Origin of the sequence: Pseudomonas sp. Wu6, assembly GCF_019891515.1 — a bacterium.
Classification (GTDB): domain Bacteria; phylum Pseudomonadota; class Gammaproteobacteria; order Pseudomonadales; family Pseudomonadaceae; genus Aquipseudomonas; species Aquipseudomonas orientalis_A.
This window is the reverse complement of sequence record NZ_JAFLXH010000013.1, coordinates 52,137-77,630: the sequence shown is the minus strand read 5'-3', so window position 1 is coordinate 77,630 and position 25,494 is coordinate 52,137. Positions and strand designations below refer to the sequence as shown.

25 protein-coding genes are annotated in these 25,494 nt (G+C 62.3%); 24 read left to right on the top strand and 1 reads right to left on the bottom strand.

The window, feature by feature from the left end:
• The first annotated feature begins 114 nt into the window (after positions 1 to 114).
• From J1G34_RS11680 to J1G34_RS11575, 22 genes are all read left to right on the top strand, one after another.
• Positions 115 to 1,590: a sigma-54 dependent transcriptional regulator gene (locus tag J1G34_RS11680; RefSeq protein ID WP_065884543.1), complete on the top strand. Its 1,476-nt coding sequence runs from the start codon at positions 115 to 117 to the stop codon at positions 1,588 to 1,590.
• A 110-nt stretch (positions 1,591 to 1,700) separates the two neighbouring features.
• Positions 1,701 to 2,912: a sensor histidine kinase gene (locus tag J1G34_RS11675; RefSeq protein WP_065893767.1), complete on the top strand. Its 1,212-nt coding sequence runs from the start codon at positions 1,701 to 1,703 to the stop codon at positions 2,910 to 2,912.
• 7 nt (positions 2,913 to 2,919) lie between these two features.
• A complete protein-coding gene (locus tag J1G34_RS11670; protein WP_065893766.1) occupies positions 2,920 to 4,296 on the top strand; it encodes a sigma-54-dependent transcriptional regulator in 1,377 nt (458 codons plus the stop codon).
• A gap of 276 nt (positions 4,297 to 4,572) precedes the next feature.
• On the top strand, positions 4,573 to 4,902 hold the full coding sequence (gene fliE / locus J1G34_RS11665) for a flagellar hook-basal body complex protein FliE (RefSeq protein WP_065884546.1): 330 nt from the start codon (positions 4,573 to 4,575) through the stop codon (positions 4,900 to 4,902).
• Positions 4,903 to 4,918: 16 nt separating this feature from the next.
• On the top strand, positions 4,919 to 6,691 hold the full coding sequence (fliF, locus tag J1G34_RS11660; protein WP_128876294.1) for a flagellar basal-body MS-ring/collar protein FliF: 1,773 nt from the start codon (positions 4,919 to 4,921) through the stop codon (positions 6,689 to 6,691).
• Positions 6,684 to 7,700 (top strand): flagellar motor switch protein FliG, encoded by a 1,017-nt coding sequence (fliG, locus tag J1G34_RS11655; RefSeq protein ID WP_057721344.1) that lies wholly within the window; start codon positions 6,684 to 6,686, stop codon positions 7,698 to 7,700. Before fliF ends, fliG begins: the two co-directional genes overlap by 8 nt.
• Positions 7,701 to 7,710: 10 nt before the next feature.
• Entirely contained in the window at positions 7,711 to 8,475 is a 765-nt protein-coding gene (gene fliH, locus J1G34_RS11650) for a flagellar assembly protein FliH (RefSeq protein ID WP_122560617.1), read from the top strand.
• Positions 8,465 to 9,823 (top strand): flagellar protein export ATPase FliI, encoded by a 1,359-nt coding sequence (gene fliI, locus J1G34_RS11645; RefSeq protein ID WP_222994091.1) that lies wholly within the window; start codon positions 8,465 to 8,467, stop codon positions 9,821 to 9,823. The genes fliH and fliI overlap by 11 nt, the downstream gene beginning before the upstream one ends.
• 3 nt (positions 9,824 to 9,826) lie before the next feature.
• Positions 9,827 to 10,276 (top strand): flagellar export protein FliJ, encoded by a 450-nt coding sequence (fliJ, locus tag J1G34_RS11640; protein WP_065884550.1) that lies wholly within the window; start codon positions 9,827 to 9,829, stop codon positions 10,274 to 10,276.
• Positions 10,277 to 10,921: 645 nt separating this feature from the next.
• Positions 10,922 to 11,227 carry an STAS domain-containing protein gene (locus J1G34_RS11635; RefSeq protein ID WP_065893763.1) on the top strand — a complete coding sequence of 102 codons (306 nt, stop codon included), beginning with the start codon at positions 10,922 to 10,924 and terminating at the stop codon, positions 11,225 to 11,227.
• Positions 11,224 to 12,942 (top strand): ATP-binding SpoIIE family protein phosphatase, encoded by a 1,719-nt coding sequence (locus tag J1G34_RS11630; protein WP_065893762.1) that lies wholly within the window; start codon positions 11,224 to 11,226, stop codon positions 12,940 to 12,942. The genes J1G34_RS11635 and J1G34_RS11630 overlap by 4 nt, the downstream gene beginning before the upstream one ends.
• Before the next feature lie 30 nt (positions 12,943 to 12,972).
• The gene (locus J1G34_RS11625; RefSeq protein WP_222994083.1) at positions 12,973 to 13,317 is read left to right on the top strand and encodes an Hpt domain-containing protein; all 345 of its coding nucleotides are present in this window, start codon (positions 12,973 to 12,975) and stop codon (positions 13,315 to 13,317) included.
• An 83-nt stretch (positions 13,318 to 13,400) separates the two neighbouring features.
• Positions 13,401 to 14,693: a flagellar hook-length control protein FliK gene (locus tag J1G34_RS11620; RefSeq protein ID WP_122482277.1), complete on the top strand. Its 1,293-nt coding sequence runs from the start codon at positions 13,401 to 13,403 to the stop codon at positions 14,691 to 14,693.
• A gap of 211 nt (positions 14,694 to 14,904) precedes the next feature.
• A complete protein-coding gene (fliL, locus tag J1G34_RS11615) occupies positions 14,905 to 15,411 on the top strand; it encodes a flagellar basal body-associated protein FliL (protein WP_222994081.1) in 507 nt (168 codons plus the stop codon).
• Between the two features lie 9 nt (positions 15,412 to 15,420).
• Positions 15,421 to 16,389: a flagellar motor switch protein FliM gene (gene fliM / locus J1G34_RS11610; RefSeq protein ID WP_065884557.1), complete on the top strand. Its 969-nt coding sequence runs from the start codon at positions 15,421 to 15,423 to the stop codon at positions 16,387 to 16,389.
• Between the two features lie 34 nt (positions 16,390 to 16,423).
• Positions 16,424 to 16,891 carry a flagellar motor switch protein FliN gene (fliN, locus tag J1G34_RS11605; protein ID WP_053257298.1) on the top strand — a complete coding sequence of 156 codons (468 nt, stop codon included), beginning with the start codon at positions 16,424 to 16,426 and terminating at the stop codon, positions 16,889 to 16,891.
• 1 nt (position 16,892) lies between these two features.
• Positions 16,893 to 17,327 carry a flagellar biosynthetic protein FliO gene (gene fliO / locus J1G34_RS11600; RefSeq protein ID WP_065884558.1) on the top strand — a complete coding sequence of 145 codons (435 nt, stop codon included), beginning with the start codon at positions 16,893 to 16,895 and terminating at the stop codon, positions 17,325 to 17,327.
• Positions 17,327 to 18,070, top strand: a complete 744-nt coding sequence (gene fliP, locus J1G34_RS11595) for a flagellar type III secretion system pore protein FliP (RefSeq protein WP_032895954.1) — start codon at positions 17,327 to 17,329, stop codon at positions 18,068 to 18,070. Before fliO ends, fliP begins: the two co-directional genes overlap by 1 nt.
• A gap of 4 nt (positions 18,071 to 18,074) precedes the next feature.
• A complete protein-coding gene (fliQ, locus tag J1G34_RS11590) occupies positions 18,075 to 18,344 on the top strand; it encodes a flagellar biosynthesis protein FliQ (protein WP_027603863.1) in 270 nt (89 codons plus the stop codon).
• 4 nt (positions 18,345 to 18,348) lie between these two features.
• Positions 18,349 to 19,134 (top strand): flagellar biosynthetic protein FliR, encoded by a 786-nt coding sequence (gene fliR, locus J1G34_RS11585; RefSeq protein WP_222994078.1) that lies wholly within the window; start codon positions 18,349 to 18,351, stop codon positions 19,132 to 19,134.
• Between the two features lie 3 nt (positions 19,135 to 19,137).
• Positions 19,138 to 20,274 carry a flagellar biosynthesis protein FlhB gene (flhB, locus tag J1G34_RS11580; protein WP_065884560.1) on the top strand — a complete coding sequence of 379 codons (1,137 nt, stop codon included), beginning with the start codon at positions 19,138 to 19,140 and terminating at the stop codon, positions 20,272 to 20,274.
• A 543-nt stretch (positions 20,275 to 20,817) separates the two neighbouring features.
• The gene (locus J1G34_RS11575; protein WP_240995355.1) at positions 20,818 to 21,033 is read left to right on the top strand and encodes a hypothetical protein; all 216 of its coding nucleotides are present in this window, start codon (positions 20,818 to 20,820) and stop codon (positions 21,031 to 21,033) included.
• Between the two features lie 187 nt (positions 21,034 to 21,220).
• Here the strand turns inward: J1G34_RS11575 and J1G34_RS11570 are convergent, their stop codons facing one another.
• The gene (locus tag J1G34_RS11570) at positions 21,221 to 21,484 is read right to left on the bottom strand and encodes a DUF6124 family protein (RefSeq protein ID WP_065935500.1); all 264 of its coding nucleotides are present in this window, start codon (positions 21,482 to 21,484) and stop codon (positions 21,221 to 21,223) included.
• Positions 21,485 to 21,961: 477 nt separating this feature from the next.
• Here J1G34_RS11570 and flhA point away from each other — a divergent pair, with 477 nt between their 5' ends.
• Entirely contained in the window at positions 21,962 to 24,076 is a 2,115-nt protein-coding gene (gene flhA, locus J1G34_RS11565) for a flagellar biosynthesis protein FlhA (protein ID WP_065884562.1), read from the top strand.
• A gap of 12 nt (positions 24,077 to 24,088) precedes the next feature.
• Positions 24,089 to 25,405 carry a flagellar biosynthesis protein FlhF gene (flhF, locus tag J1G34_RS11560; RefSeq protein WP_065884563.1) on the top strand — a complete coding sequence of 439 codons (1,317 nt, stop codon included), beginning with the start codon at positions 24,089 to 24,091 and terminating at the stop codon, positions 25,403 to 25,405.
• The last annotated feature ends 89 nt before the right edge of the window (positions 25,406 to 25,494 follow it).

Sequence of the window (25,494 nt, the reverse complement as noted above, 5' to 3'; positions counted from 1 at the left end):
GACTTAACTAGTGTTGTTTTCAGATTTCAGACGTCTAGTAAGTAATAAGTCTTACAGGCGTCTTGATTGCCCTGATTCCGGGGCAGGAAGTTTTACTAGGGAAGTTGCTATTGCATGTGGCGTGAAACCAAAATTCTGCTGATCGATGACGATAGCGTCCGCCGCCGCGATTTGGCGGTGATTTTGAATTTTCTTGGTGAAGAAAATTTGCCCTGCGGTAGCCACGATTGGCAGCAGGCTGTCAGCTCATTGTCATCGAGCCGCGAAGTCATTTGTGTGCTGATCGGGACGGTAAACGCTCCTGGCGCTGTTTTGGGCTTGTTAAAGACACTGTCAACCTGGGATGAGTTCCTTCCCGTGTTGCTGATGGGCGATATTTCTTCCGTGGACCTGCCGGAAGACCAGCGCCGCCGCGTGCTTTCCACCCTGGAAATGCCGCCCAGCTACAGCAAATTGCTCGACTCCCTTCACCGCGCCCAGGTCTATCGCGAGATGTATGACCAGGCCCGCGAGCGCGGCCGTCACCGTGAACCCAACCTGTTCCGCAGCCTGGTCGGCACCAGCCGGGCGATCCAGCACGTACGTCAGATGATGCAGCAAGTGGCCGACACCGACGCCAGTGTGTTGATCCTCGGCGAGTCGGGCACCGGCAAGGAAGTGGTCGCGCGCAACCTGCACTATCACTCCAAGCGCCGCGACGGGCCGTTCGTGCCGGTCAACTGCGGGGCGATCCCGGCAGAGCTGCTGGAAAGCGAATTGTTCGGTCACGAGAAGGGCGCCTTTACCGGGGCGATCACCAGCCGTGCCGGGCGTTTCGAGCTGGCCAACGGCGGCACGCTGTTTCTCGACGAGATCGGCGACATGCCGCTGCCGATGCAAGTCAAGTTGCTGCGCGTGTTGCAGGAGCGCACCTTCGAGCGCGTGGGCAGCAACAAGACCCAGAGCGTGGACGTGCGCATCATCGCCGCCACCCACAAGAACCTCGAAAGCATGATCGAGGTCGGCAGCTTCCGCGAAGACCTGTACTACCGCCTCAACGTCTTCCCGATCGAGATGGCGCCGCTGCGTGAGCGCGTGGAAGACATCCCGTTGCTGATGAACGAATTGATTTCACGCATGGAGCACGAAAAACGCGGCTCCATCCGTTTCAACTCCGCCGCCATCATGTCGCTGTGCCGTCACGGCTGGCCGGGCAACGTGCGCGAGCTGGCCAACCTGGTGGAGCGCATGGCGATCATGCACCCCTACGGTGTGATCGGCGTGGTCGAGTTACCGAAGAAATTCCGCTACGTTGACGATGAAGACGAGCAGATGGTCGACAGCCTGCGCAGTGACATGGAAGAGCGCGTGGCGATCAACGGCCATACGCCGGACTTCGGTGCCACGGCCATGCTGCCGCCCGAAGGCCTCGACCTGAAAGACTACCTCGGCAACCTGGAGCAAGGCCTGATCCAACAGGCCCTGGACGACGCCAATGGCATCGTCGCCCGTGCCGCCGAGCGCCTGCGCATTCGCCGCACCACCCTGGTGGAGAAGATGCGCAAGTACGGTATGAGCCGCAAAGAAGGTGATGAACAGGCGGATGATTGACGCGTGTTTTTCAGCGTCTTGATTTATAAGTAGTTTTTTTTCGGCACGGGTATTGCTACAGCCCTCGCAACGTTCCGTTTAACTGACGGTCAGCCAAGCGAGAGAGCACCATGCCCCACGCCGCCCAACTATCTGCAGCCCCTGCCATTCCGGGGCTGGTTTCGCCTGTAGAACCGCCGATCCGCCAGGGTCTGGAACAGGCGTTCTCGCAGTTCAACCAGATGTCGAGCCAGCTGACCGATTCCTACAGTCTGCTTGAAGCCCGGGTGTCCGAGCTCAAAGGCGAACTGGCGGTGGTCAGTGCCCAGCGCATGCAGGAATTGGCCGAGAAAGAACGCCTGGCCAACCGCCTGCAGAACCTGCTCTCGCTGTTGCCCGGTGGCGTGATCGTCATCGACGACCAGGGCCGTGTGCGCGAAGCCAACCCGGCCGCCTGCGACCTGCTCGGCCTGCCGCTGGAGGGCGAGCTGTGGCGCCACGTCATCACCCGTTGCTTTGCGCCACGTGACGATGACGGCCACGAAGTGTCCCTCAAGGATGGGCGTCGCCTGTCCATCGCCACCCGGTCCCTGGATGCCGAACCGGGCCAGTTGGTGCTGCTCAACGACCTGACGGAAACCCGTCACCTGCAGGATCAGCTGGCGCGCCATGAGCGTTTGTCGTCGCTGGGGCGGATGGTCGCTTCCCTGGCGCATCAGATCCGTACGCCGCTGTCGGCGGCATTGATCTACGCCAGTCATTTGACTGATGAGCAACTGCCCGCAGCCACCCACCAGCGTTTTGCCGGACGCCTCAAGGAGCGCCTGCACGAGCTGGAGCATCAGGTGCGCGACATGCTGGTGTTTGCCCGTGGCGAACTGCCGCTGACCGACCGCTTGACCCCGGCCGCGTTAATGCAAGCCCTGCAAGCGGCGGCCGCCACGCATACCGAGGGCGCCAGCCTGCGCTGGCAATGCGACAGCCACCAGGGTGAGTTGCTGTGCAATCGCGACACCCTGGTCGGCGCGCTGCTCAACCTGATCGAAAACGCCACCCAGGCCAGCGGCCCGGGGGCGCGCCTCAAGGTGCACCTGTACCGCCGCGAGCAAAGCCTGCGCCTGTGCATCAGCGACAGCGGCAGTGGTATTGCGCCGGCCGTGCTGCAGCGCCTGGGCGAGCCCTTTTTCACCACCAAGACCAACGGCACCGGCCTGGGCCTGACCGTGGTCAAGGCAGTGGCACGTGCGCATCAGGGAGAATTGCAGCTGCGTTCCCGGTTGGGGCGCGGCACCTGTGCATTGATGACCTTGCCGCTGTTTTCCAGCGCGGCAAGCGCGGAGTAAAAGGATCATGACTATCAAGGTTTTACTGGTTGAAGACGATCGCGCCCTGCGTGAAGCATTGGCTGACACGCTGCTGTTGGCGGGCCATGACTACCGCGCGGTCGGCTCTGCCGAGGAAGCCTTGGAGGCCGTTGAGCGAGAAACTTTCAGCCTGGTGGTCAGCGATGTGAACATGCCCGGCATGGACGGCCATCAGTTGCTCGGCCTGCTGCGCGCGCGTCAGCCGCAATTGCCGGTGCTGCTGATGACCGCCCATGGCGCCGTGGAGCGGGCCGTGGACGCCATGCGCCAGGGCGCGGCGGATTATCTGGTCAAGCCGTTCGAACCCAAGGCGTTGATCGAATTGGTGGCGCGGCATGCGCTTGGCGTCATGTCGACGGTGGAGGGTGATGGCCCGATTGCCTTCGAGCCGGCCAGCGCGCAGTTGCTGGAACTGGCGGCCCGGGTGGCGCGCAGCGAGTCCACCGTATTGATCTCGGGGGAGTCCGGCACCGGCAAGGAAGTGTTGGCGCGTTATATCCACCAGCAATCCAGTCGGGCCGGGCAGCCCTTCATTGCGATCAACTGTGCGGCGATTCCGGACAACATGCTTGAAGCCACCCTGTTCGGCCACGAAAAGGGCTCGTTCACCGGCGCCATCGCGGCCCAGGCCGGCAAGTTCGAACAGGCCGACGGCGGCACCATTTTGCTCGACGAAATCTCGGAAATGCCCCTGGGCCTGCAAGCCAAGTTGCTGCGCGTGTTGCAGGAGCGCGAAGTGGAGCGGGTGGGCGCGCGCAAGCCGATCCAGTTGGATATCCGCGTGGTCGCCACCACCAACCGCGACCTGGCGGGCGAAGTGGCGGCGGGGCGCTTTCGCGAAGACCTGTTTTACCGTCTGTCGGTGTTCCCGCTGGCCTGGCGGCCGTTGCGCGAACGCCCGGCCGATATCATTCCTCTGGCCGAGCGCCTGCTGAACAACCACGTCAAAAAAATGAAGCACGCCCAGGCGCGGCTGTCAGCTGAGGCTGAGGCTTGCCTGGTTGCTTATCCATGGCCGGGTAATGTGCGTGAGCTGGACAACGCGATCCAGCGTGCGCTGATCCTCCAGCAGGGGGGCTTGATCCAGCCCCAGGACTTCTGCCTGGCCATGGGCAGCGGCGTCGCGCCGTTGCCGAGCCTTGCGCCGGCACCGCTCGTCGCCGAAACCGAATCGGCCGGCGCCCTGGGCGATGACCTGCGCCGCCGCGAATTCCAGATGATCATCGACACCCTGCGCGCCGAGCGCGGCCGCCGCAAGGAAGCCGCCGAGCGCCTCGGCATCAGCCCGCGCACCCTGCGCTACAAGCTGGCGCAGATGCGCGACGCCGGGATGGACGTGGAAGCATACCTGTTCGCCACCTGACTTCGCGCCAATGCCGTTTTTTGTAGGAGCGAGCTTGCTCGCGAAAAACGTCAACGATAACGCGTGCTTCCTGGATGTACGCGGCGTCCATGAGTGCTTCGCGAGCAAGAACCAGGCGTCCCCCTCGCTCCTACAAAAAAAACGTGCAGTAACAAGGTCGACAAGCTTTGTCGCCTTTTCTTACGAGTCGCAACGAAGCTGGCACCCTTGTTGCACCTCCCCCTGGTAACCGCTGCGTAGTGTCAAAAAATTGCGGGTCGTCGGAGAGAGAAGTTCATGAGCCAGGGTATTGAGTTCAATCGGTTGATGTTGGATATGCGCTCCATGCAAATGGATGCCATGGCTCAACCGAAATCCGTCGCGCCAGCGCCGGAATTGGGCCAAAGCAGTTTTGCCGACATGCTCGGTCAGGCAATCAATAAAGTCAGTGATACCCAGCAGGCGTCCAGCCAGTTGTCGACGGCGTTCGAGATCGGTAAAAGCGGCGTGGACCTCACCGATGTGATGGTCGCCTCGCAAAAGGCCAGTGTGTCCTTCCAGGCCTTGACCCAGGTGCGTAACAAGCTGGTCCAGGCTTATCAAGACATCATGCAGATGCCGGTTTAAGGGCGAGATTTAACTCATGGCAGAAGCACTCGACAACGTACCCGCCAAGACAGACGGCAAACCGCCGCTGTTTGGCCTGTCGTTCCTGGAAAATCTCTCCGAAATGACCATGTTGCGTCAGGTGGGCCTGTTGGTCGGCCTGGCTGCCAGCGTGGCGATTGGTTTTGCCGTGGTGTTGTGGTCGCAGCAACCTGATTACCGGCCGCTGTACGGCAGCCTGGCGGGCATGGATTCCAAGCAGATCATGGAAACCCTCGCCGCCGCCGACATCGCCTACACCGTGGAGCCCAACTCCGGCGCCCTGCTGGTCAAGGCCGATGACGTGGCACGTGCGCGGATGAAACTGGCCGCCGCCGGCGTGACGCCGTCCGACAGCAATATCGGTTTTGAAATCCTCGACAAGGACCAGGGCCTGGGCACCAGCCAGTTCATGGAAGCCACCCGCTACCGTCGCGGCCTGGAAGGCGAACTGGCGCGTACCATCTCCAGCCTGAATAACGTCAAGGGTGCCCGTGTGCACCTGGCGATTCCGAAAAGCTCGGTGTTCGTGCGTGACGAGCGCAAGCCCAGCGCTTCGGTGCTGGTCGAGCTGTTTTCCGGTCGTTCCCTGGAGCCCGGCCAGGTGCTGGCAATTATCAACCTGGTGGCCACCAGCGTTCCCGAACTGAGCAAGTCGCAGATCACGGTGGTCGACCAGAAGGGCAATCTGCTCTCCGACATGGCCGAAAACTCCGCGCTGACCCAGGCCGGCAAGCAGTTCGATTACAGCCGCCGCATGGAAAGCATGCTGACCCAGCGCGTGCACAACATCCTGCAACCGGTATTGGGCAACGACCGCTACAAGGCTGAAGTGTCCGCCGACGTGGATTTCAGCGCCGTAGAGTCGACATCCGAGCAATTCAACCCGGACCAGCCCGCCCTGCGCAGCGAGCAGTCCACCAGCGAACAACGCACCGCCAGCAATGGTCCGCAAGGCGTGCCGGGTGCCCTGAGCAACCAGCCGCCGTCCCCGGCGTCGGCCCCGCAAACCACCGGTGGCGCCGCTGCCACCGCTGGCGCGATTGCGGCGGGTCAACCGCTGCTGGACGCCAACGGCCAGCAGATCATGGACCCGGCCACCGGCCAGCCGATGCTCGCGCCTTACCCGGCGGACAAGCGTAACCAGTCCACCAAGAACTTCGAGCTCGACCGTTCCATCAGCCACACCAAGCAGCAGCAGGGCAAGATCAATCGCCTGTCGGTGTCGGTGGTGGTCGATGACCAGGTCAAGGTCAACGCCGCTGACGGTGCCATCACCCGCGCGCCATGGAGCGCCGATGAATTGGCGCGCTTTACCCGCCTGGTGCAGGACGCCGTCGGTTTCGACGCCAGCCGTGGCGACAGCGTCAGCGTGATCAACATGCCATTCTCCGTCGAGCGCGGCGAAGTGATCGCCGACCCGGCGTTCTACACCCAGCCGTGGTTCTGGGACATCGTCAAGCAAGTGCTGGGGGTGTTGTTCATCCTGGTGCTGGTGTTCGGCGTGCTGCGCCCGGTGCTCAACAACATCACCGGTGGCAGCAAGAAACAGCTCGCCCTGGCCGGTGGCGACGTCGAGTTGGGCGGCATGGGCGGCCTGGACGGCGAGTTGGCCAACGACCGCGTCAGCCTGGGCGGCCCGCAAAGCATCCTGTTGCCAAGCCCGAGCGAAGGCTATGACGCTCAGTTGAACGCAATCAAGAGTCTGGTGGCAGAAGACCCGGGCCGTGTGGCCCAGGTCGTGAAAGAGTGGATTAACGCTGATGAATGATCGAGTCGCTGTGGCCAAGCTTTCCCGGGTCGACAAAGCCGCCGTGCTGCTGCTGTCGCTGGGCGAAACCGACGCTGCCCAAGTGCTGCGCCACATGGGCCCCAAAGAGGTCCAGCGCGTGGGCGTGGCCATGGCGCAGATGCGCAATGTGCACCGCGAGCAAGTCGAGCAGGTGATGAGCGAGTTCGTCGAGATCGTCGGCGACCAGACCAGCCTGGGCGTCGGCTCCGACAGCTACATCCGCAAAATGCTCACCTCGGCCCTGGGCGAAGACAAGGCCAACGGCCTGATCGACCGCATCCTGCTGGGCGGCAACACCAGCGGTCTGGACAGCCTCAAATGGATGGAGCCGCGCGCCGTCGCCGACGTGATCCGCTACGAGCACCCGCAGATCCAGGCCATCGTCGTCGCCTACCTTGACCCGGACCAGGCCGGTGAAGTGCTCGGCCACTTCGACCATAAAGTGCGCCTGGACATCATCCTGCGCGTGTCGTCGCTGAACACCGTGCAGCCGGCGGCGCTCAAGGAACTCAACACGATTCTCGAGAAACAGTTCTCGGGCAACTCGAATGCCTCGCGCACCACCCTGGGTGGCATCAAGCGGGCGGCCGACATCATGAACTTCCTCGACAGCTCGGTCGAAGGCCAGCTGATGGACTCGATCCGCGAGATCGACGATACCCTGTCCGGCCAGATCGAAGACCTGATGTTCGTGTTCAACAACCTGGCCGATGTCGACGACCGTGGCATCCAGGCGTTGCTGCGCGAAGTGTCGTCCGACGTGCTGGTGCTGGCGCTCAAGGGCTCGGACGAAGGCGTCAAGGAAAAGATCTTCAAGAACATGTCCAAGCGTGCCTCCGAACTGCTGCGCGACGACCTCGAAGCCAAGGGCCCGGTACGCGTCAGCGACGTGGAAACCGCGCAGAAAGAAATCCTCACCATTGCCCGCCGTATGGCCGAAGCCGGAGAAATCGTTCTCGGCGGGAAGGGCGGCGAAGAAATGATCTAAGGCGCCCCGCATGTCGAACAAAGATGAGACGCCCAGCGATCTGATTCGCGCGCGGGATGTCGGCGGGTTCGACATCTGGTCGTTGCCCAGCTTCGACCCCCACGTGCCGCAGCCAGAGCCTGAACCGGTGCAGGAAGCGCCGGCGCAGATGGAAGAAGTGCCGCTGGAAGAAGTCCAGCCGCTGACCCTTGAAGAATTGGAAGCCATCCGCCAGGAGGCTTACAACGAAGGCTTCGCGGCGGGTGAAAAAGATGGTTTTCGCAGCACCACCCTCAAGGTCCGTCAGGAGGCTCAAGACGCCCTCAGCGTCAAGCTGGGCAGCCTGGAGCGCTTGATGGGCAACCTGTTCGACCCCATCGCCGAACAGGACTCGCAGCTGGAAAAATCCATGGTCGGCCTGGTGCAGCACATCACCCGCCAGGTGATCCAGCGTGAACTGGTGCTCGATTCCAGCCAGATCGAAAGCGTGATGCGCGAAGCCCTCAAGCTGCTGCCCCTGGGCGTGGGCAATGTGCGGCTGTACATCAACCCGCAGGATTTCGAGCAGGTCAAAGCCTTGCGCGAGCGCCATGAAGAAACCTGGCGCATCGTCGAGGACGCCGCGCTGCTGCCTGGCGGTTGCCGCGTCGAGACCGAGCACAGCCGCATCGATGCCACGGTGGAAACCCGCATCAGCCAGATCATGGCCAAGCTGTTCGACCAGTTGCATGAACAGGCGCTGCACCCGGCCGAGCCTGACCTGAGCGTTGACCTGGACGTCACCGATGCGCCTTGATCGCACCAGCTTCGCCAAGCGCCTGGACAGCTACGCCGAGGCCACGCAGTTGCCCGGCCAGCCGGTCCTCGAAGGGCGCCTGTTGCGCATGGTCGGCCTGACGCTTGAGGCCGAGGGCTTGCGCGCCGCCATGGGCAGCCGCTGCATGGTGATCAACGACGACAGCTACCACCCGGTGCAGGTCGAAGCCGAAGTGATGGGCTTTTCCGGTAACAAGATTTTCCTGATGCCGGTGGGCAGCCTCGCCGGTATCGCTCCGGGTGCCCGTGTGGTGCTCCTGGCCGACACCGGGCGCTTGCCGATGGGCATGAGCATGCTCGGCCGTGTACTCGATGGCGCCGGGCGTGCGCTGGATGGCAAGGGCGGCATGAAGGCCGAGGACTGGGTGCCGATGGACGGCCCCACCATCAACCCGCTCAACCGCAACCCCATCAGCGTGCCGCTGGACGTGGGCATTCGCAGCATCAACGGTTTATTGACGGTCGGTCGCGGCCAGCGCCTGGGCCTGTTCGCCGGTACCGGTGTGGGTAAGTCGGTGTTGCTGGGCATGATGACGCGCTTTACCGAGGCCGACATCATCGTGGTCGGGCTGATCGGCGAGCGTGGCCGTGAGGTCAAGGAATTCATCGAGCACAGCCTGGGTGAAGAAGGCCTCAAGCGTTCCGTCGTCGTCGCCTCTCCGGCGGATGACGCACCGTTGATGCGCCTGCGCGCCGCCATGTACTGCACGCGCATCGCCGAATATTTTCGCGACAAGGGCAAGAATGTCCTGTTGCTGATGGACTCGCTCACCCGTTTCGCCCAGGCCCAGCGCGAGATCGCCCTGGCCATCGGCGAGCCACCCGCGACCAAGGGTTATCCGCCGTCGGTGTTCGCCAAACTGCCCAAGCTGGTGGAGCGTGCCGGTAATGCCGAGGCCGGCGGGGGCTCGATCACCGCGTTCTACACGGTATTGTCCGAAGGCGATGACCAGCAGGACCCGATTGCCGACTCGGCGCGGGGCGTGCTCGATGGGCACATCGTGCTGTCGCGACGCCTGGCGGAAGAGGGGCACTACCCGGCCATCGATATCGAAGCGTCCATCAGCCGGGTGATGCCGGCGGTGGTCACGCCGGAACACATGGCCCGCGCACAATACTTCAAGCAACTGTGGTCGCGTTACCAGCAGAGCCGCGACCTGATCAGCGTCGGCGCCTACGTGGCCGGTGGCGATCGCGAGACCGACCTGGCAATCGCCCTGCAGCCCCAATTGGTGACCTACCTGCGCCAGGGGCTTAACGACAAGATCAGCATGGGCGAAAGCGAAGCGCATCTGCAGTCCATCTTCGCCCCCGCGCCGGGCGGCTAACCCATGGCCAACAGCCGCGCCGCGCGCCTGGCCCCGGTGGTGGAAATGGCCGAAAAGGCCGAAAAAACCGCCGTGCAGCGCCTGGGGTATTTCCAGGGCCAGGTGCGCCTGGCGGAGAGCAAACTGGGCGACCTTGAGCGCTTTCGCCTCGAATATCAGCAACAGTGGATCGAACGCGGCAGCAAGGGCGTGTCGGGCCAGTGGCTGATGGGGTACCAGGGCTTTCTCAATCAGCTGGAAACCGCCGTCGGCCAACAGCGCCAGAGCCTGGCGTGGCACCAGAACAACCTCGACAAGGCCCGCGAAAGCTGGCAACAGGCGTTTGCCCGCGTCGAAGGGTTGCGCAAGCTGGTGCAGCGCTATATCGATGAAGCGCGGGCGATTGAAGACAAGCGCGAGCAGAAGTTGCTCGATGAACTGTCCCAGCGCCTTCCGCGCCAGGAACCGTTCTAACCAACGCAGCAGGAAAAAATGTGGGAGGAGGGGGCTTGCCCCCGATTGCGGTGTGTCAGTCAAAAGATGCAGTGACTGACACTCGGCAATCGGGGCATAGGTATCTACACAACTCAGCAGCGCCCAACCGTAACCACGATGCGAAGCGAGTCGCTCTTGATCCTGATCTTGATCTGCTTTTGATCTCAGGCGCCCCGTTAAACCACGCTGGCCGAACGCAGGCTTGAATCCGTGGGCAACCCGGCAGGACGCCGGGTTAGCCGCACTGGGCCATGGATGGCCCATTGCGGCGGCCCACGGATTCAAGCCGGAGAGAGGGCACACCGAGCCCAGGCGAGGTGCCGAGTGGTGGGGCAAGAGCCCTTTGGTTACTTTGGGGCTTTTCCAAAGTGACCCGCCGTCAGGGCGGAACCCTAAGTGGCCGTTACCGCAGAAACGGATATGTACTCGTTCCAATCCAACATCCCGGCCAGCCCCGAGGCCGCCATCGGGGGCAAGCCCCCTCCCACATTTGGACCGGGATCGACACCAAAATCCTGGTCGCCCCGGAGGCAAGCCCCCTCCCACATTTGAACGGCCGTGTTGCTCAGATCGGGTTCGCCTGCTACACCTTGTTGCACAGACCCATGACAAGGAAGCAGTCACATGTCAATCGAGTCAGAAGTATCCCTGGACGGGAAGAAGTTGACGATCGCAATCAAGGGCCGGTTCGATTTCGGCAGCCACCAGGCATTTCGCGATGCCTACGAGCGTTACTACAAGGTACCCGAGTTGTATGTGGTCGATCTTAAAGAAACCACCTACATGGACAGCTCGGCCCTGGGCATGCTCCTGCTGCTTCGGGACCACGCCGGTGGCGATGAGTCTCAAGTGCAGGTCAGCAACAGCAGCCACGACGTGCGCAAAATCCTCGCCATTTCCAATTTCGACAAGCTGTTCGATATATCGTGAGAGTCCTGGCCCCCTTATCCGAGCCGCTGACCATCCTGATTGCCGAAGACAGCGCCGCCGACTTGCTGTTGTTGTCGACCATCGTGCGGCGTCAGGGGCACCATGTGCTCACCGCGACCAATGGCGAGCAAGCCGTTGAAGTGTTTGCGCGCGAGCGCCCGCAGCTGGTGCTGATGGACGCGATGATGCCGGTGATGGATGGTTTTCTCGCCGCGCGATGGATCAAGCAATTGGCGGGCGAGCAGTTGGTCCCCATCATTTTCCTGACCTCGCTGCGCGAAAGCGCCGCACTGGCCGAGTGCCTGGACGCCGGCGGCGACGATTTCCTGCCCAAGCCCTACAACCAGCTTATTCTGGCCGCCAAGATCAACGCCATGGACCGCCTGCGGCGGCTACAAGCCACGGTGTTGCAGCAGCGTGACCAGATCGCCCGGCACAATGATCACCTGTTACATGAGCAACGCGCCGCCAAGGCCGTGTTCGACAAGGTCGCGCATTCGGGTTGCATCAACGCGGCGCCGAATATCCGCTACCTGCAATCGCCCTATGCACTGTTCAACGGGGACCTGCTGCTGGCGGCCTATACGCCGTCCGGCGACATGCATGTGCTGCTCGGCGATTTCACCGGCCACGGCCTGCCGGCGGCCATCGGAGCCATGCCCCTGGCCGAAGTGTTCTACGGCATGACCGCCAAGGGCTATGGGCTGACGCAGACCCTGCGCGAGATGAACGCCAAGCTCAAGCGCATCCTGCCGGTGGACATGTTCTGCTGCGCCACACTGTTGTGCCTGAGCACCGAGCGGCGCGTGGTGGAGGTGTGGAACGGCGGCATGCCCGAGGGCTATGTGCACGAGGTCGCCACCGGCAAGCGCACGCCGTTGATGTCGCGGCATCTGCCGTTGGGCGTGCTGTCGGCCCAGGCATTCGATGACAGCACCGAAGTCTGGCCCATGGCCCTGGGCGATCGGGTGTTCCTGCTTTCCGATGGCGTGCTGGACACCGCCGACGCCAATGACCAGTTGTTCGGCGCCGAGCGTTTGCAGCAGGTGTTTGCCGCCAACCGCGAGCCCGACCGCCTGTTCGAGGATATCGAGCAGGCGCTGGCGGCCTTTCGCGGTGAGGCGCGGGACGATGTCAGCATGGTTGAAATCAGCTTGTTGGCCGGCCAACCGCTGCGCGTGGCCGAACCTATGTATTCCGACAGTGGCCAGTCGTGCCCGCTGAATTGGTCGGTGAGTTTCGAGTTTCGCGCGCAGACCCTCAGGCGCTACAACCCGTTGCCGTATCTGCTGCAATTGCTGTTGGAGGTCCATGGCCTGCGTGAGCAGAGTGGGGCGCTCTACACGGTCATGGCCGAGTTGTATGCCAATGCCCTCGAACATGGCGTACTGGGCCTGGATTCACAGCTCAAGCGCGATGCCGAAGGGTTTGCGCAGTATTATCGCCTGCGCAACGAGCGGCTGGCGCAATTGAACAGCGGCCATATCCGGGTGCATGTGCAGGTGTCCCCGACTGCGCAGGGCGGCAAGATGACGTTGCGTGTCGAGGACAGCGGGCCTGGCTTCGATGTTGACGAGGTACTGGCGCGGCCGCTGGATGCTGACCGTCTGTCCGGCCGCGGCTTGAACCTGGTGCGTCAACTGAGCGGCGACGTACGCTGGTCCGATGGCGGGCGCTGCGTCTGCGTGGAGTTTTGCTGGAAGGCTCTGGCATAATCCGTCAATTCTTGATCAAGGAGCGAACAAGTGGTCGATATCCATCTGGACCCGGACGTGTTGTCGGGTCTGCAGGAGGTCATGGAAGGTGAGTACCCCAAGCTGCTCGCTACCTTTCTCGATGACTCGCAAAAGCGCGTCGAGGCTTTGCGCACCGCGCGCGACGACGCCAAGGCGCTGGGGCGCATAGCGCATAGCTTCAAGGGCAGCAGTGGCAACCTTGGCGCGGTGCGGTTGGCGCACCTGTGTCAGCGCTTGGAGCTTGAGTCCATCAAGCCTGCCTCGAATCTGGGTGCATTGGTTGACCAGATTGATCATGAGTTCGCGCTGGTCAGGCCTATGTACGAATCGGAGCGCCAGCGTTTCAGTGCGTGAGCCTTCGCTGCAAACCTGGCCCGACTCTTGCTCTATCTCCTGATACTGCATCCCCGACCCCCATGCAGTGGAGACCTTTACCTATGCCAGTCGCCCCCAATTCGCTCCTTCAGGCTGCCCCCGCGGCCAAGCCTCAAGCGCCTGCCGCCACCCCTGCGGTGGCGGCTGCGGACCCACGGGACAAAGGCCCTGGCTTCTCTCAAGTGTTCGCCAACCAGGGCGCCAAACCGGCGCTGAAAACCGACAGCGCACCGGGCAAATCGGTGCCTGCAACCGCCGACAAGACACCTGCCGCCAGCACGCCTGCGGTTGCCGATAGCGGCAATCCCTTGCCTGCCAAGCCGTCCGATGCCGACAAAGCGGCCAAGGACACACCCGCCGATCCGTCCCTGGCGCAACAGCCCCCGACCGATACGCCGCCGGTCGATCCGGCCCTGATCGTCACGGTCACACCCGGCGCTGTCCCGCCGCAAACGCCGGCACCTGCGGTAGCGGTGGCGGATGACACGCCCCAACCGGTGGCGACCGCCGCCGCCGTGGTCGATAAGGCCAAGCCGCCGGCCTTCGACCCTGCAGCCGACCCACTGGACGCGATGCCTGCCGTGCGCCTGGCAATGGAGCAGGGCGGTCATGTGTCGGCCGGCAGCCAGGCAACCCAGAAAGCCGCGCCAGCCACGGTCCAGGATCAACCGACCGCCGCGCAGAATTTTGCCGCCGGCCTGGCCACGATGGTCGATCAACAAGCCACCAAGGACAGCACCCATAACGGCGGCGACAAGGCCTTTGGCGCACTGATCGATGACGGCCTCAAGGACCTCAAGCGTGCCGACAGCGACACCCGCGTGGATGACTTCGCCAACCGCCTGGCCGCGCTGACCCAGGCCGCCACGCCGAAAACCGCCAACGCCTTGCCACCGGTGATCAACGCCCCGCTGGCCATGCACCAGAGCGGCTGGACCGAAGAAGTGGTCAACCGCGTGATGTACCTCTCCAGCGCGAGCCTCAAGTCGGCCGAAATCCAATTGCAGCCGGCCGAACTGGGGCGCCTGGATATCAAGGTCAGCATGACGCCCGACCAGCAGGCCCAGGTCAGTTTCATGAGTGGCCATGCCGTGGTGCGTGAAGCGCTGGAAAGCCAGTCCGGCCGCTTGCGCGAGATGTTCGCCCAGCAGGGCATGGGGCAGGTGGATGTGAACGTGTCCGACCAGTCCCGGGGGCAGGAGCAGCAGCAACAGCAAAACCAGGCGCGGGGTGTGAGCAGTGGCGGCCGGCGAGGTGATAGCGCTGACACCGGCAGTCACGTTGACGTGGCTGAAGCGGTCAAGCCCGTGACCTCGACCGTGATCGGCTCCAGCGCCGTCGACTACTACGCCTGACCCAAGTCAAATAGAGATCCAAGTGTGGGAGGGGGCTTGCCCCCGATTGCGGTGTATCAGCGACAGATTTGTTGACTGACACACTGCTATCGGCGGCAAGCCCCCTCCCACATTTGATTTGTGTTGCCCTGGTGCCAGACAACTCTGGCATAACACTTGCTCTTGCCTATCCGTATATCTATGAATTCCCGAATAGTGACGGATTATTGGCATGGCGAACAGCGACGACGCAGCAACTCCCCCGGCAGGCAAAGGCAAAGGCAAGCTCAAGCTGATCCTGCTGATTGTGCTGGGCCTGCTCCTGGCCATTGGCGCCTCGATTGGCGGCACTTGGTACATCATGCACAGCAACGCAAGCAAACCTGCGCCTGCCTCCGAAACCGCCACTAACGTCAAGCAACCGGCAATCTTCGAACCGATGCTGCCGGCCTTTGTCGCCAACTACAATCAGAACGGTCGCCAACGCTACTTGCAGGTGAGCATCACCTTGCTGGCGCGCAACCAGGCGGACCTGGACGCGCTCAAAGTGCACATGCCGGTGATCCGCAACAACCTGGTGATGCTGTTCTCGGGCCAGAGCTTCGACAGCCTGGCCACCCCGGTGGGCCAGGAAATGCTGCGCCAGAAGGTCACTGCCAGCGTGCAGGAAGTGGCCCAGAAAGAGCTCGGCAAAGTCGTGATAGAGCAGGCGCTCTTCACTAACTTCGTATTGCAGTAGGATCACGACATGGCCGTGCAAGACCTGCTGTCCCAGGATGAAATCGACGCGCTGTTGCATGGCGTGGACGATGGTCTGGTGCAGACCGAAATGGCTGCCGAGCCCGGCAGTGTCAAAAGTTATGACCTGACCAGCCAGGATCGCATCGTCCGTGGACGCATGCCGACCCTGGAAATGATCAACGAACGTTTCGCCCGTTACACCCGCATCAGCATGTTCAACATGCTGCGCCGCTCGGCGGACGTCGCCGTGGGTGGCGTGCAGGTGATGAAGTTTGGTGAATACGTGCACTCGCTGTACGTGCCCACCAGCCTCAACCTGGTCAAGATCAAGCCGTTGCGCGGCACCGCGCTGTTTATCCTTGACGCCAAGCTGGTGTTCAAGCTGGTGGACAACTTCTTCGGCGGCGACGGCCGTCACGCCAAGATCGAAGGCCGTGAGTTCACGCCCACCGAACTGCGCGTGGTGCGCATGGTGCTGGAGCAGGCTTTCATCGACTTGAAGGAAGCGTGGCAGGCGGTCATGGAAGTCAATTTCGAGTACATCAACTCGGAAGTGAACCCGGCCATGGCCAACATCGTCGGGCCGAGCGAAGCCATTGTGGTGTCCACCTTCCACATCGAACTCGATGGCGGCGGCGGCGACCTGCACGTGACCATGCCGTACTCGATGATCGAGCCGGTGCGCGAAATGCTCGACGCCGGTTTCCAGTCCGACCTCGACGACCAGGACGAGCGCTGGGTCAAGGCCCTGCGCGAAGACCTGTTGGACGTCGATGTGCCCCTGAGCGCCACTGTGGCCCGTCGCCAGCTACGCCTGCGCGACATTCTGCACATGCAGCCGGGGGACGTGATCCCCGTCGAATTGCCGGAAGAACTGATCATGCGCGCCAACGGTGTGCCGTCGTTCAAGGTCAAGCTCGGCTCTCACAAAGGCAACCTGGCGTTGCAAGTGATCGAACCGATCAACCGCCGCTGATCAACATTCATTTTTGCTACGCCGAGGACATGTAATGGCTACCGAACACGAAAACACTTCCGCCGAAGACCAGGCCCTGGCTGACGAGTGGGCTGCGGCCCTGGAAGAAACCGGCGATGTCGGCCAGGACGACATCGACGCGCTGCTGGCCGCCGACGCCGCGTCCGCACCGGCCGGCAAGCGCCTGCCGATGGAAGAATTCGGCAGCGTGCCGAAAAACAACGACCCGGTGACCCTCGACGGTCCCAACCTGGATGTGATCCTGGACATTCCAGTGTCGATTTCCATGGAAGTGGGCAGCACCGAAATCAACATCCGCAACCTGCTGCAGCTCAACCAGGGCTCGGTGATCGAGCTGGACCGCCTGGCCGGCGAGCCGCTGGACGTGCTGGTCAACGGCACGCTGATCGCCCATGGCGAGGTGGTGGTGGTCAACGAGAAGTTCGGCATTCGCCTGACCGACGTGATCAGCCCGAGCGAACGCATCAAGAAGTTGCGCTGAAATGAAGTACTCGATGGCGGGACTGTGGCTGGCGCTGCCGTTGAGCGCGCTGGCGGCCGAGCCGGTGGCGCAAGCGGCGGCGGCACCGGTGGTCGGCAGCGTCGGCGGGCAGTTGACGCAGTTGCTGCTCGGCCTGTTGCTGGTGATCGGCTTGATCTTCGTGCTGGCCTGGCTGATGCGCCGCGTGCAGCGCATCGGCCCGGGCAATGCCCAGGTGATCGAACTGGTCGGCTCGCGTGCCCTCGGCCCGCGGGACCGATTGGTGCTGGTGCAGGTGGGCGAGGAGCAGATCCTGCTCGGCATCACCCCTGGGCGCATCACCCCGTTGCACGTACTCAAGACCCCGGTGGACGCGGCCAGCAGCGAGACCGCCACGCCAGAATTCGCCCAGCGCCTGATGGAATTGCTGGGCAAGGACCAGAAGGATAAGAAGTAATGCGCGTGTTCCTGACGCTCATGCTGTTGCTGGCCGCGCCGATGGCACTGGGCGCCGACCCGTTGTCGATCCCGGCGATTACCCTGGGCACCAATGCGGCCGGCGCGCAGGAATACTCGGTCAGCCTGCAGATCCTGCTGATCATGACCGCGCTGAGTTTTATCCCGGCGTTCGTCATGCTGATGACCAGCTTTACGCGGATCATCATCGTGTTCTCGATTCTGCGTCAGGCCCTGGGCCTGCAGCAGACGCCGTCGAACCAGATCCTCACCGGCATGGCGCTGTTTTTGACCCTGTTCATCATGGCGCCGGTCTTTGACAAGGTGAACCAGCAAGCCCTGCAGCCTTACCTGGCGGAAAAGCTCACGGCCCAGGACGCGATCGACAAGGCCCAGGGCCCGATCAAGGACTTCATGCTGTCGCAGACCCGCTCTAGTGACCTCGAGTTGTTCATGCGCCTGTCCAAGCGTACCGACATTGCCACCCCGGACCAGGCGCCGCTGACCATTCTGGTGCCGGCCTTCGTCACCTCGGAATTGAAGACCGCGTTCCAGATCGGCTTCATGATCTTCATCCCGTTCCTGATCATCGACCTGGTGGTGGCGAGCGTGCTGATGGCGATGGGCATGATGATGCTGTCGCCGCTGATCATCTCGCTGCCGTTCAAGATCATGCTGTTTGTGCTGGTGGACGGCTGGGCGCTGATTATCGGCACCCTGGCCGGCAGTTTCGGGGGGGTATAGCGCCATGACCCCAGAAGTTGCCGTCGACCTGTTCCGTGAAGCACTGTGGCTGACCACCGTGATGGTCGCCGTGCTGGTGGTGCCGAGCCTGCTGGTCGGCCTGCTGGTGGCGATGTTCCAGGCCGCCACCCAAATCAACGAACAGACCCTGAGCTTCCTGCCGCGCCTGCTGGTGATGCTGATCACCCTGATCGTCGCCGGCCCGTGGCTGGTGCAAACCTTCATGGAATACATCCTGCAGCTGTACGGCAGTATTCCGCAGTTGATCGGCTGAGCCGATGCAATCCTTATTGGCCCTGACCGACACCCAGATCAGTACCTGGGTGGCCTCGTTCATCCTGCCGATGTTTCGCGTCACGGCCATGTTGATGGCCATGCCGGTGTTCGGCACCACCCTCGTGCCACGGCGTGTGCGCTTGTATTTCGCGGTGGCCATTACGGTCGTGATCGTGCCAGGCCTGCCGCCGATGCCGCCGGTCAACGCCCTCGACCTCAGTGCGCTGCTGCTGATTGCCGAACAGATCCTGATCGGCGCCATGCTGGGTTTTTCCCTGAGCCTGTTCTTCCAGGCGTTTGTGGTGGCCGGCCAAATCATCTCGGTCCAGATGGGCATGGGCTTTGCGTCCATGGTCGACCCCACCAACGGTGTATCGGCGGCGGTGATCGGGCAATTTTTGACCATGTTGGTGACCTTGCTGTTCCTGGCCATGAACGGCCATTTGGTGGCGTTCGAGGTGCTGACCGAAAGCTTCACCACCTTGCCGGTGGGCTCGGGGCTGGTGGTCAACCATTTCTGGGAGTTGGTGGGTCGCCTCGGCTGGGTGCTGGGCGCGTCCTTGCTGCTGGTGTTGCCGGCCATCACCGCGCTGCTGGTGGTCAACATCGCGTTTGGCGTGATGACCCGCGCAGCGCCGCAACTGAACATTTTCTCGATCGGCTTCCCTTTGACCCTAATGATGGGCATGGGGATTTTCTGGATCGGCCTGGCCGACATTCTCAATCAGTATCAACCGCTGGCGACCGACGCCCTGCAGTTCTTACGTGACCTGGCACGGGCGCGCTGAGCCATGGCCGAGAGCGAGAGTGGTCAGGACAAGACAGAAGACCCCACGGAGAAACGTAAAAAGGACTCCAGGGAAAAGGGCGAGATCGCACGCTCCAAAGAGCTCAATACCGTTGCGACCATGATGGCCGGCGCCGGTGCCTTGCTGATCTACGGCGGTGGCCTGGCGCTGGATTTGCTGGAGCTGATGAAGCACAACTTCACTCTGCCCCGGGAGGTGTTGCTCAACCCCGACTCCATGGGCCAGTACCTGCTGCATTCGGGCACGATCGCGCTGCTGGCGGTGCAGCCGATTCTGATCACGTTGCTGCTGGCCGCGCTGATCGGCCCGGTCGCCCTGGGCGGCTGGCTATTCGCTGCCAGCAGCATGGCGCCCAAGTTCAGCCGCATGAACCCGGCGGCCGGCCTCAAGCGCATGTTTTCCACCAAGGCCCTGGTGGAACTGCTCAAGGCGCTGGCCAAATTCATCCTGATTCTGTTCGTGGCGGTGACGGTATTGTCGTCCGACATCGACGATCTGCTGCGCATCGCCCATGAACCGCTGGAGTCGGCGATCATCCACAGCCTGCAAGTGGTGGGCTGGAGCGCGTTGTGGATGTCCGCCGGGTTGATCATCATCGCGGCGGTGGACGCGCCGATCCAGTTGTGGGAAAGCCACAAGAAACTGCTGATGACCAAGCAGGAAGTGCGCGACGAACACAAGGACCAGGAAGGGCGCCCGGAGGTCAAGCAACGCATCCGCCAACTGCAGCGCGAAATGTCCCAGCGCAAGATGATGGCCTCGGTGCCCGACGCCGACGTGATCATCACCAACCCGACCCACTATGCCGTGGCCCTCAAGTACGACCCGGAAAAGGGCGGCGCGCCGATGTTGCTGGCCAAGGGCAGCGACTTTACCGCGTTGAAAATCCGCGAAATCGCCGTGGCCAACGACATCCTGCTGCTGGAATCCCCGGCACTGGCGCGGTCGATTTTCTATTCCACCGACCTGGACCAGGAAATCCCGGCCGGGTTGTACCTGGCGGTGGCCCAGGTGCTGGCCTACGTCTACCAGATCCGCCAATACCGGGCGGGCAAGGGCAAGCGGCCTGATCCGCTCAAGGACCTGCCGATCCCGCCGGATTTGCGTCGCGACTCCTGAACGCTGCGGCTCACTGTAGGCGCGAGCTTGCTCGCGAAAAACTCACCGTCGCCGCGTTTATCCTGACTCCCCGCGTTATCGTTACCCACCTTCGCGAGCAAGCTCGCTCCTACAGGAGGGTGGCCATTACCTGTCAACTTTGACAGTAGCCAATACGCCGCCTTCACTGTTTGATACAGCGATGAGCCACGCAGCCATGCGCGGCTCGGGAGGCGGCGATGGACAGGGGCACGGTCAGGTGGTGCGATGCGGTCAAGGGCATTGGCTTCAAGGCTCTGGATCGCGATGGCAATGAGGTTGCCGTTCAGTCGACAACCATTGAAAGCGTTGAATCCCCACAGACGCCTCCCAGGCAACGACCCTCCCGCAGGCGCAAAAAGCCCTCGCAGGCATGATCCACGCTATCACCTGCCTATCATCCGCCATCGGCCCGCGTCTACCTGTCAACTTTGACAGTAGCCAGGCGAAGCTTTCCCACGGTTTCATTACCCATCAGCACTGCGCGCAGGTAGTAAACGAGATGCAGGGAGAGCGGTATTGAAAGTGGCGATGGGGACTGTCAAATCCTATGACTGGATCAGGGGCGACTGGCTGATCGAGCTGGATGACCGGGCAGAGCACGTGTTCATCAATCACAAGGATTGGCGCTGGACGGCGCTGTCGGAGGGTAAGCATCTGAAGTTTCAAATGGTCCATCGGCCCGAGGGCATTTATGCGTTGCCCATCCAGGCAGGCAACTGTGGTGAATCGGGTTGTTGATCGTTCCCAACTGTGGGAGGGGGCTTGCCCCCGATGGCGGCCTCTGGGCCGGCCAGGATTTTTGAAGATCGTTCCCACGCTCCCGCGTGGGAATGCCTCCCGTGACGCTCTGCGTCACCGTCGCGCAGGGTTCAAGTCGGGACGCGGAGCGTCCCTGGCTGCATTCCCACGCAGAGCGTGGGAACGATCAGAGGTTGCCCGGTGTTTCTGCGGATGACGGCTCCCTGTCATCCAGCAGTCGCTCAGCCAGCAATCGGCCGATCTCAATCAACTGCGCAATACCCAGCGCACCTTCTCGCTGTGTTCCCTCTAGGTCAAAGGCGAAATCACAGGTCAGGGCGTGGGCGGATGCCAGGTTTTCGGTGAGGTTGACCAGCAGGTCTTCGGTGCTGATGCCGTCGATAAGGGTGAGGATTACGCTGGGTGGGGGATTTGGGGTGGGTTTGATCATTGTGAAGCTCCTTACGAAAGTGGAGCCGCCACTGATCGCCGCGACGCGATGGAGGGTGGCAGCTGTACGCAGGTTCGCGGACCGGTCAAGGAGCAACCCGGCATACCCGAAGGTATCCCGCGCACAGCCGCCATAGCGCCGCACAGTAGACGATAAAAAAGCGTCGACTGAAAGGGAGATGGTGCTTTTACTCCGTTGTAAACCGGGCCGCGACGCCCGACCACTGCATTTGCAGCGGTGTACGGAGACTAGGGAGCCCGGTTCCTAGGGGCAACCCGAAAACCTTGTCGGAAATTTCCTCAGTAACAGCAGGTACATCCCCATTGATTACACCCAGTAGATTCGGTCGTTTGCAGAGTCATCCTGGCCGTGGGGCAAAAGTTGGAAGGCTTCTTGCAATACCGCCTTCAGGACGCCTCCCAGCGTCAAAACTTTGCTTCAAGGACACGAGGAATACCGGTGGTAGATCGCTCTCAAATGCTCAGCACGGCCCGTGGCACCCTGACTGACCTGTCGCGGGGCAATCTGGGTGTGCCGTTGTTGTTGCTGGTGATGCTGGCAATGATGATGTTGCCGATGCCGCCGTTCCTGCTCGACGTGTTCTTCACCTTCAACATCGCCCTGTCGGTGGTGGTGCTGCTGGTCTGTGTGTACGCCCTGCGGCCTTTGGATTTCGCGGTATTTCCCACCATCCTGCTGGTGGCGACCCTGTTGCGCCTGGCGCTGAACGTGGCGTCCACCCGCGTGGTGATGCTCCACGGCCAGGACGGTCACGCCGCCGCCGGTAAGGTGATCCAGGCCTTCGGTGAGGTGGTGATCGGCGGCAACTACGTGGTGGGTATCGTGGTGTTCGCGATCCTGATGATCATCAACTTCGTGGTGGTGACCAAGGGCGCCGGGCGGATTTCCGAGGTGAGCGCACGCTTTACCCTGGATGCGATGCCCGGTAAGCAGATGGCCATCGACGCCGACCTCAACGCCGGCCTGATCGACCAGAACCAGGCAAAATCCCGGCGCCTTGAAGTTGCCCAGGAGGCCGAGTTCTACGGCTCCATGGACGGCGCCAGCAAATTCGTGCGCGGTGACGCCATCGCCGGCCTGTTGATCCTGTTCATCAACCTGATCGGCGGCATGGCCGTGGGGATCTTCCAGCACGGCATGACCTTTGGCGATGCGGGCAAGGTGTACGCCTTGCTGACCATCGGTGACGGTTTAGTGGCGCAATTGCCATCACTGTTGTTATCCACAGCGGCAGCGATCATGGTGACCCGTGCTTCGGGCTCCGAAGACATGGGCAAGCAGATCAGCCGCCAGATGTTCGCCTCGCCCAAGGCGCTGGCCGTGGCCGCCGGCATCATGGCCGTCATGGGCATCGTGCCGGGCATGCCTCACGTTTCGTTCCTGAGCATGGCGGCCATGGCCGGCGGCGCGGCCTATCTGTTCTGGAAAAAGCAGAATGCAGTCAAGGTCCAGGCCCAGCAGGAAATTGCGCGCCAGCAGGAATTGCTGCCATCCCCGACCCGCGCCCAGGAAACCAAGGAGTTGGGCTGGGACGACGTGACCCCGATCGACATGATCGGCCTGGAAGTCGGCTACCGCCTGATTCCGCTGGTGGACCGCAACCAGGGCGGCCAGCTGCTGGCGCGGATCAAGGGTGTGCGCAAGAAGCTGTCCCAGGACCTGGGCTTCCTGATGCCCACCGTGCATATCCGCGACAACCTCGACCTGGCCCCCAGCGCCTATCGCCTGACCCTGATGGGCGTGATCCTGGCCGAAGCCGAGATCTACCCCGACCGCGAACTTGCGATCAACCCAGGGCAGGTGTTCGGTACGCTCAACGGCATTACCGCCAAAGATCCGGCTTTCGGCCTGGAGGCGGTGTGGATCGAAGTCAGCCAGCGCAGCCAGGCGCAATCGCTGGGTTACACCGTGGTCGACGCCAGCACCGTGGTCGCCACCCACCTCAACCAGATTCTCTACAAGCACTCCCACGAGCTGATCGGCCACGAGGAAGTCCAGCAATTGATGGGTTTGCTGGCCAAGGCCTCGCCGAAACTGGCCGAAGAGCTGGTGCCGGGCGTGCTGTCGCTGTCGCAGTTGCTCAAGGTGCTGCAAGCCTTGCTCGCCGAACAAGTGCCGGTACGCGACATTCGCAGCATTGCCGAAGCCATCGCCAACAACGCCGCCAAGAGTCAAGATACTGCCGCGCTGGTGGCCGCCGTGCGCGTCGGTTTGTCCCGCGCAATCGTGCAAAGTATTGTAGGCGTTGAGTCTGAGCTGCCTGTTATCACCTTGGAGCCAAGGTTGGAACAGATATTGCTCAATAGTATTCAGAAGGCAGGGCAAGGCCAGGAAGAAGGGGTTTTGCTGGAGCCAAGCATGGCTGAAAAGCTGCAGCGTTCGTTGATCGAAGCCGCGCAGCGCCAGGAAATGCAGGGCCAGCCGGTGATTCTGCTGGTGGCCGGTCCGGTCCGCGCGATGTTGTCGCGCTTTGGACGCCTGGCAGTACCGAATTTGCACGTGTTGGCTTACCAGGAAATTCCTGACAATAAGCAAGTGACTATCGTCGCGACAGTAGGGCCCAACGGCTGAGGGTAGTGGGTTATGCAAGTAAAGCGTTTTTTCGCCGCCGATATGCGTCAGGCCATGAAGTTGGTCCGCGATGAGCTGGGCGCCGATGCCGCGATTATCGGTAACCGCCGTATTGCCGGCGGTGTCGAGCTGACGGCTGCCCTGGATTACACCCCCCAGGCCCTGGCCCCGCGCGTGCCGAACATGGAGCTTGAAGACGAGCTGCGCAAGACCGCTTCGCGCATCGTCTCGGCCCAGGCCGAATTGAGCATGCGCGGCGACAGCGACGCCACCACCAATCGCCAGTTGTTCGCCGGCCTGCCGCTGACCGCTTCCGAGCCGCTGGTGGAACCTACGTTCGTCGAACCGCCACGTCCCGCCGCGCCAGCCCCGGCCGCCGCAGTCGATCAGCGTGTGTTCGATTCGATGCGCTTTGAACTCAACGGCCTGCGCGAGCTGCTCGAAGTGCAACTCGGCTCTTTGGCCTGGACGCAACTGCAAGGCAGCAAGCCGCAGCAGGCCAACCTGTGGCGTCGCCTGCAACGCATCGGCCTGTCCGGCCCGTTGTCCCGTGACCTGCTGGCGCTGACTGCCGAAGTCGAAGAACCACGCCAAGCCTGGCGCATGCTGCTGGCGCACCTGGCGCGCATGATCGCCACCCCGGAGATCGAACCCCTGGAAGAGGGCGGGGTGATCGCCATGGTCGGTCCTGCCGGCATGGGCAAGACCACCACCCTGGCCAAGCTGGCCGCCCGTTATGTACTCAAGTACGGCGCGCAGAACATCGCGCTGGTGAGCATGGACAGTTATCGCATCGGCGCCCAGGAACAGCTCAAGACCCTGGGCCGCATCCTCAATGTGCCGGTGACCCACGTCGACCCGGGCCAGTCCCTGGCCAACGCCCTCGACCCGCTGCTGCGCAAGCGCGTGGTGTTGATCGATACCGCCGGCCTGCAAGCCAGCGACCCGGCCCTGCGCATGCAGCTCGAAAGCCTGGCCGGGCGTGGCATCAAGTCGAAAAATTACCTGGTGCTTGCAACCACCAGCCAGAAACAGGTTCTTACCGCTGCCTACCACAGCTATAAGCGCTGCGGCCTGGCCGGTTGTATCCTGACCAAACTGGATGAAACCGCCAGCCTGGGCGAAGTGCTGAGCCTGGCAATCAGTCATGAACTACCGGTCGCCTACCTGACCGACGGGCCGCGGATTCCGGATGATTTGCATCTGCCGCGCCGTCATCAGTTGGTCAGCCGTGCTGTCAGCGTGCAAATGCAAGACGAGCCTAGCGAGGAAGCGATGGCTGATATGTTCGCCGACCTTTATCACAACCCGGCAAAACGGGTGGGATGAGGCAGGATGAACACCGTGAAATGTACCTACATCGATGGTCTGCAAGCGATACACGCGGCCAAGCCATGTAGCCTGCGTCTAAGCAAGAC

Excerpts from the sequence above, each read along its gene's own strand:
- fliG (WP_057721344.1), top strand. The coding sequence starts at position 6,684 with ATGAATGATCGAGTCGCTGTGGCCAAGCTTTCCCGGGTCGACAAAGCC.
- flhF (WP_065884563.1), top strand. The coding sequence starts at position 24,089 with ATGCAAGTAAAGCGTTTTTTCGCCGCCGATATGCGTCAGGCCATGAAG.
- J1G34_RS11670 (WP_065893766.1), top strand. The coding sequence starts at position 2,920 with ATGACTATCAAGGTTTTACTGGTTGAAGACGATCGCGCCCTGCGTGAA.
- fliQ (WP_027603863.1), top strand. The coding sequence starts at position 18,075 with ATGACCCCAGAAGTTGCCGTCGACCTGTTCCGTGAAGCACTGTGGCTG.
- flhA (WP_065884562.1), top strand. The coding sequence starts at position 21,962 with ATGCTCAGCACGGCCCGTGGCACCCTGACTGACCTGTCGCGGGGCAAT.
- J1G34_RS11620 (WP_122482277.1), top strand. The coding sequence starts at position 13,401 with ATGCCAGTCGCCCCCAATTCGCTCCTTCAGGCTGCCCCCGCGGCCAAG.
- fliH (WP_122560617.1), top strand. The coding sequence starts at position 7,711 with ATGTCGAACAAAGATGAGACGCCCAGCGATCTGATTCGCGCGCGGGAT.
- flhB (WP_065884560.1), top strand. The coding sequence starts at position 19,138 with ATGGCCGAGAGCGAGAGTGGTCAGGACAAGACAGAAGACCCCACGGAG.
- J1G34_RS11635 (WP_065893763.1), top strand. The coding sequence starts at position 10,922 with ATGTCAATCGAGTCAGAAGTATCCCTGGACGGGAAGAAGTTGACGATC.
- fliL (WP_222994081.1), top strand. The coding sequence starts at position 14,905 with ATGGCGAACAGCGACGACGCAGCAACTCCCCCGGCAGGCAAAGGCAAA.
- fliE (WP_065884546.1), top strand. The coding sequence starts at position 4,573 with ATGAGCCAGGGTATTGAGTTCAATCGGTTGATGTTGGATATGCGCTCC.
- fliJ (WP_065884550.1), top strand. The coding sequence starts at position 9,827 with ATGGCCAACAGCCGCGCCGCGCGCCTGGCCCCGGTGGTGGAAATGGCC.
- fliP (WP_032895954.1), top strand. The coding sequence starts at position 17,327 with ATGCGCGTGTTCCTGACGCTCATGCTGTTGCTGGCCGCGCCGATGGCA.
- J1G34_RS11675 (WP_065893767.1), top strand. The coding sequence starts at position 1,701 with ATGCCCCACGCCGCCCAACTATCTGCAGCCCCTGCCATTCCGGGGCTG.
- J1G34_RS11570 (WP_065935500.1), bottom strand. The coding sequence starts at position 21,484 with ATGATCAAACCCACCCCAAATCCCCCACCCAGCGTAATCCTCACCCTT.
- J1G34_RS11680 (WP_065884543.1), top strand. The coding sequence starts at position 115 with ATGTGGCGTGAAACCAAAATTCTGCTGATCGATGACGATAGCGTCCGC.
- fliI (WP_222994091.1), top strand. The coding sequence starts at position 8,465 with ATGCGCCTTGATCGCACCAGCTTCGCCAAGCGCCTGGACAGCTACGCC.
- fliM (WP_065884557.1), top strand. The coding sequence starts at position 15,421 with ATGGCCGTGCAAGACCTGCTGTCCCAGGATGAAATCGACGCGCTGTTG.
- fliR (WP_222994078.1), top strand. The coding sequence starts at position 18,349 with ATGCAATCCTTATTGGCCCTGACCGACACCCAGATCAGTACCTGGGTG.
- fliO (WP_065884558.1), top strand. The coding sequence starts at position 16,893 with ATGAAGTACTCGATGGCGGGACTGTGGCTGGCGCTGCCGTTGAGCGCG.
- fliN (WP_053257298.1), top strand. The coding sequence starts at position 16,424 with ATGGCTACCGAACACGAAAACACTTCCGCCGAAGACCAGGCCCTGGCT.
- fliF (WP_128876294.1), top strand. The coding sequence starts at position 4,919 with ATGGCAGAAGCACTCGACAACGTACCCGCCAAGACAGACGGCAAACCG.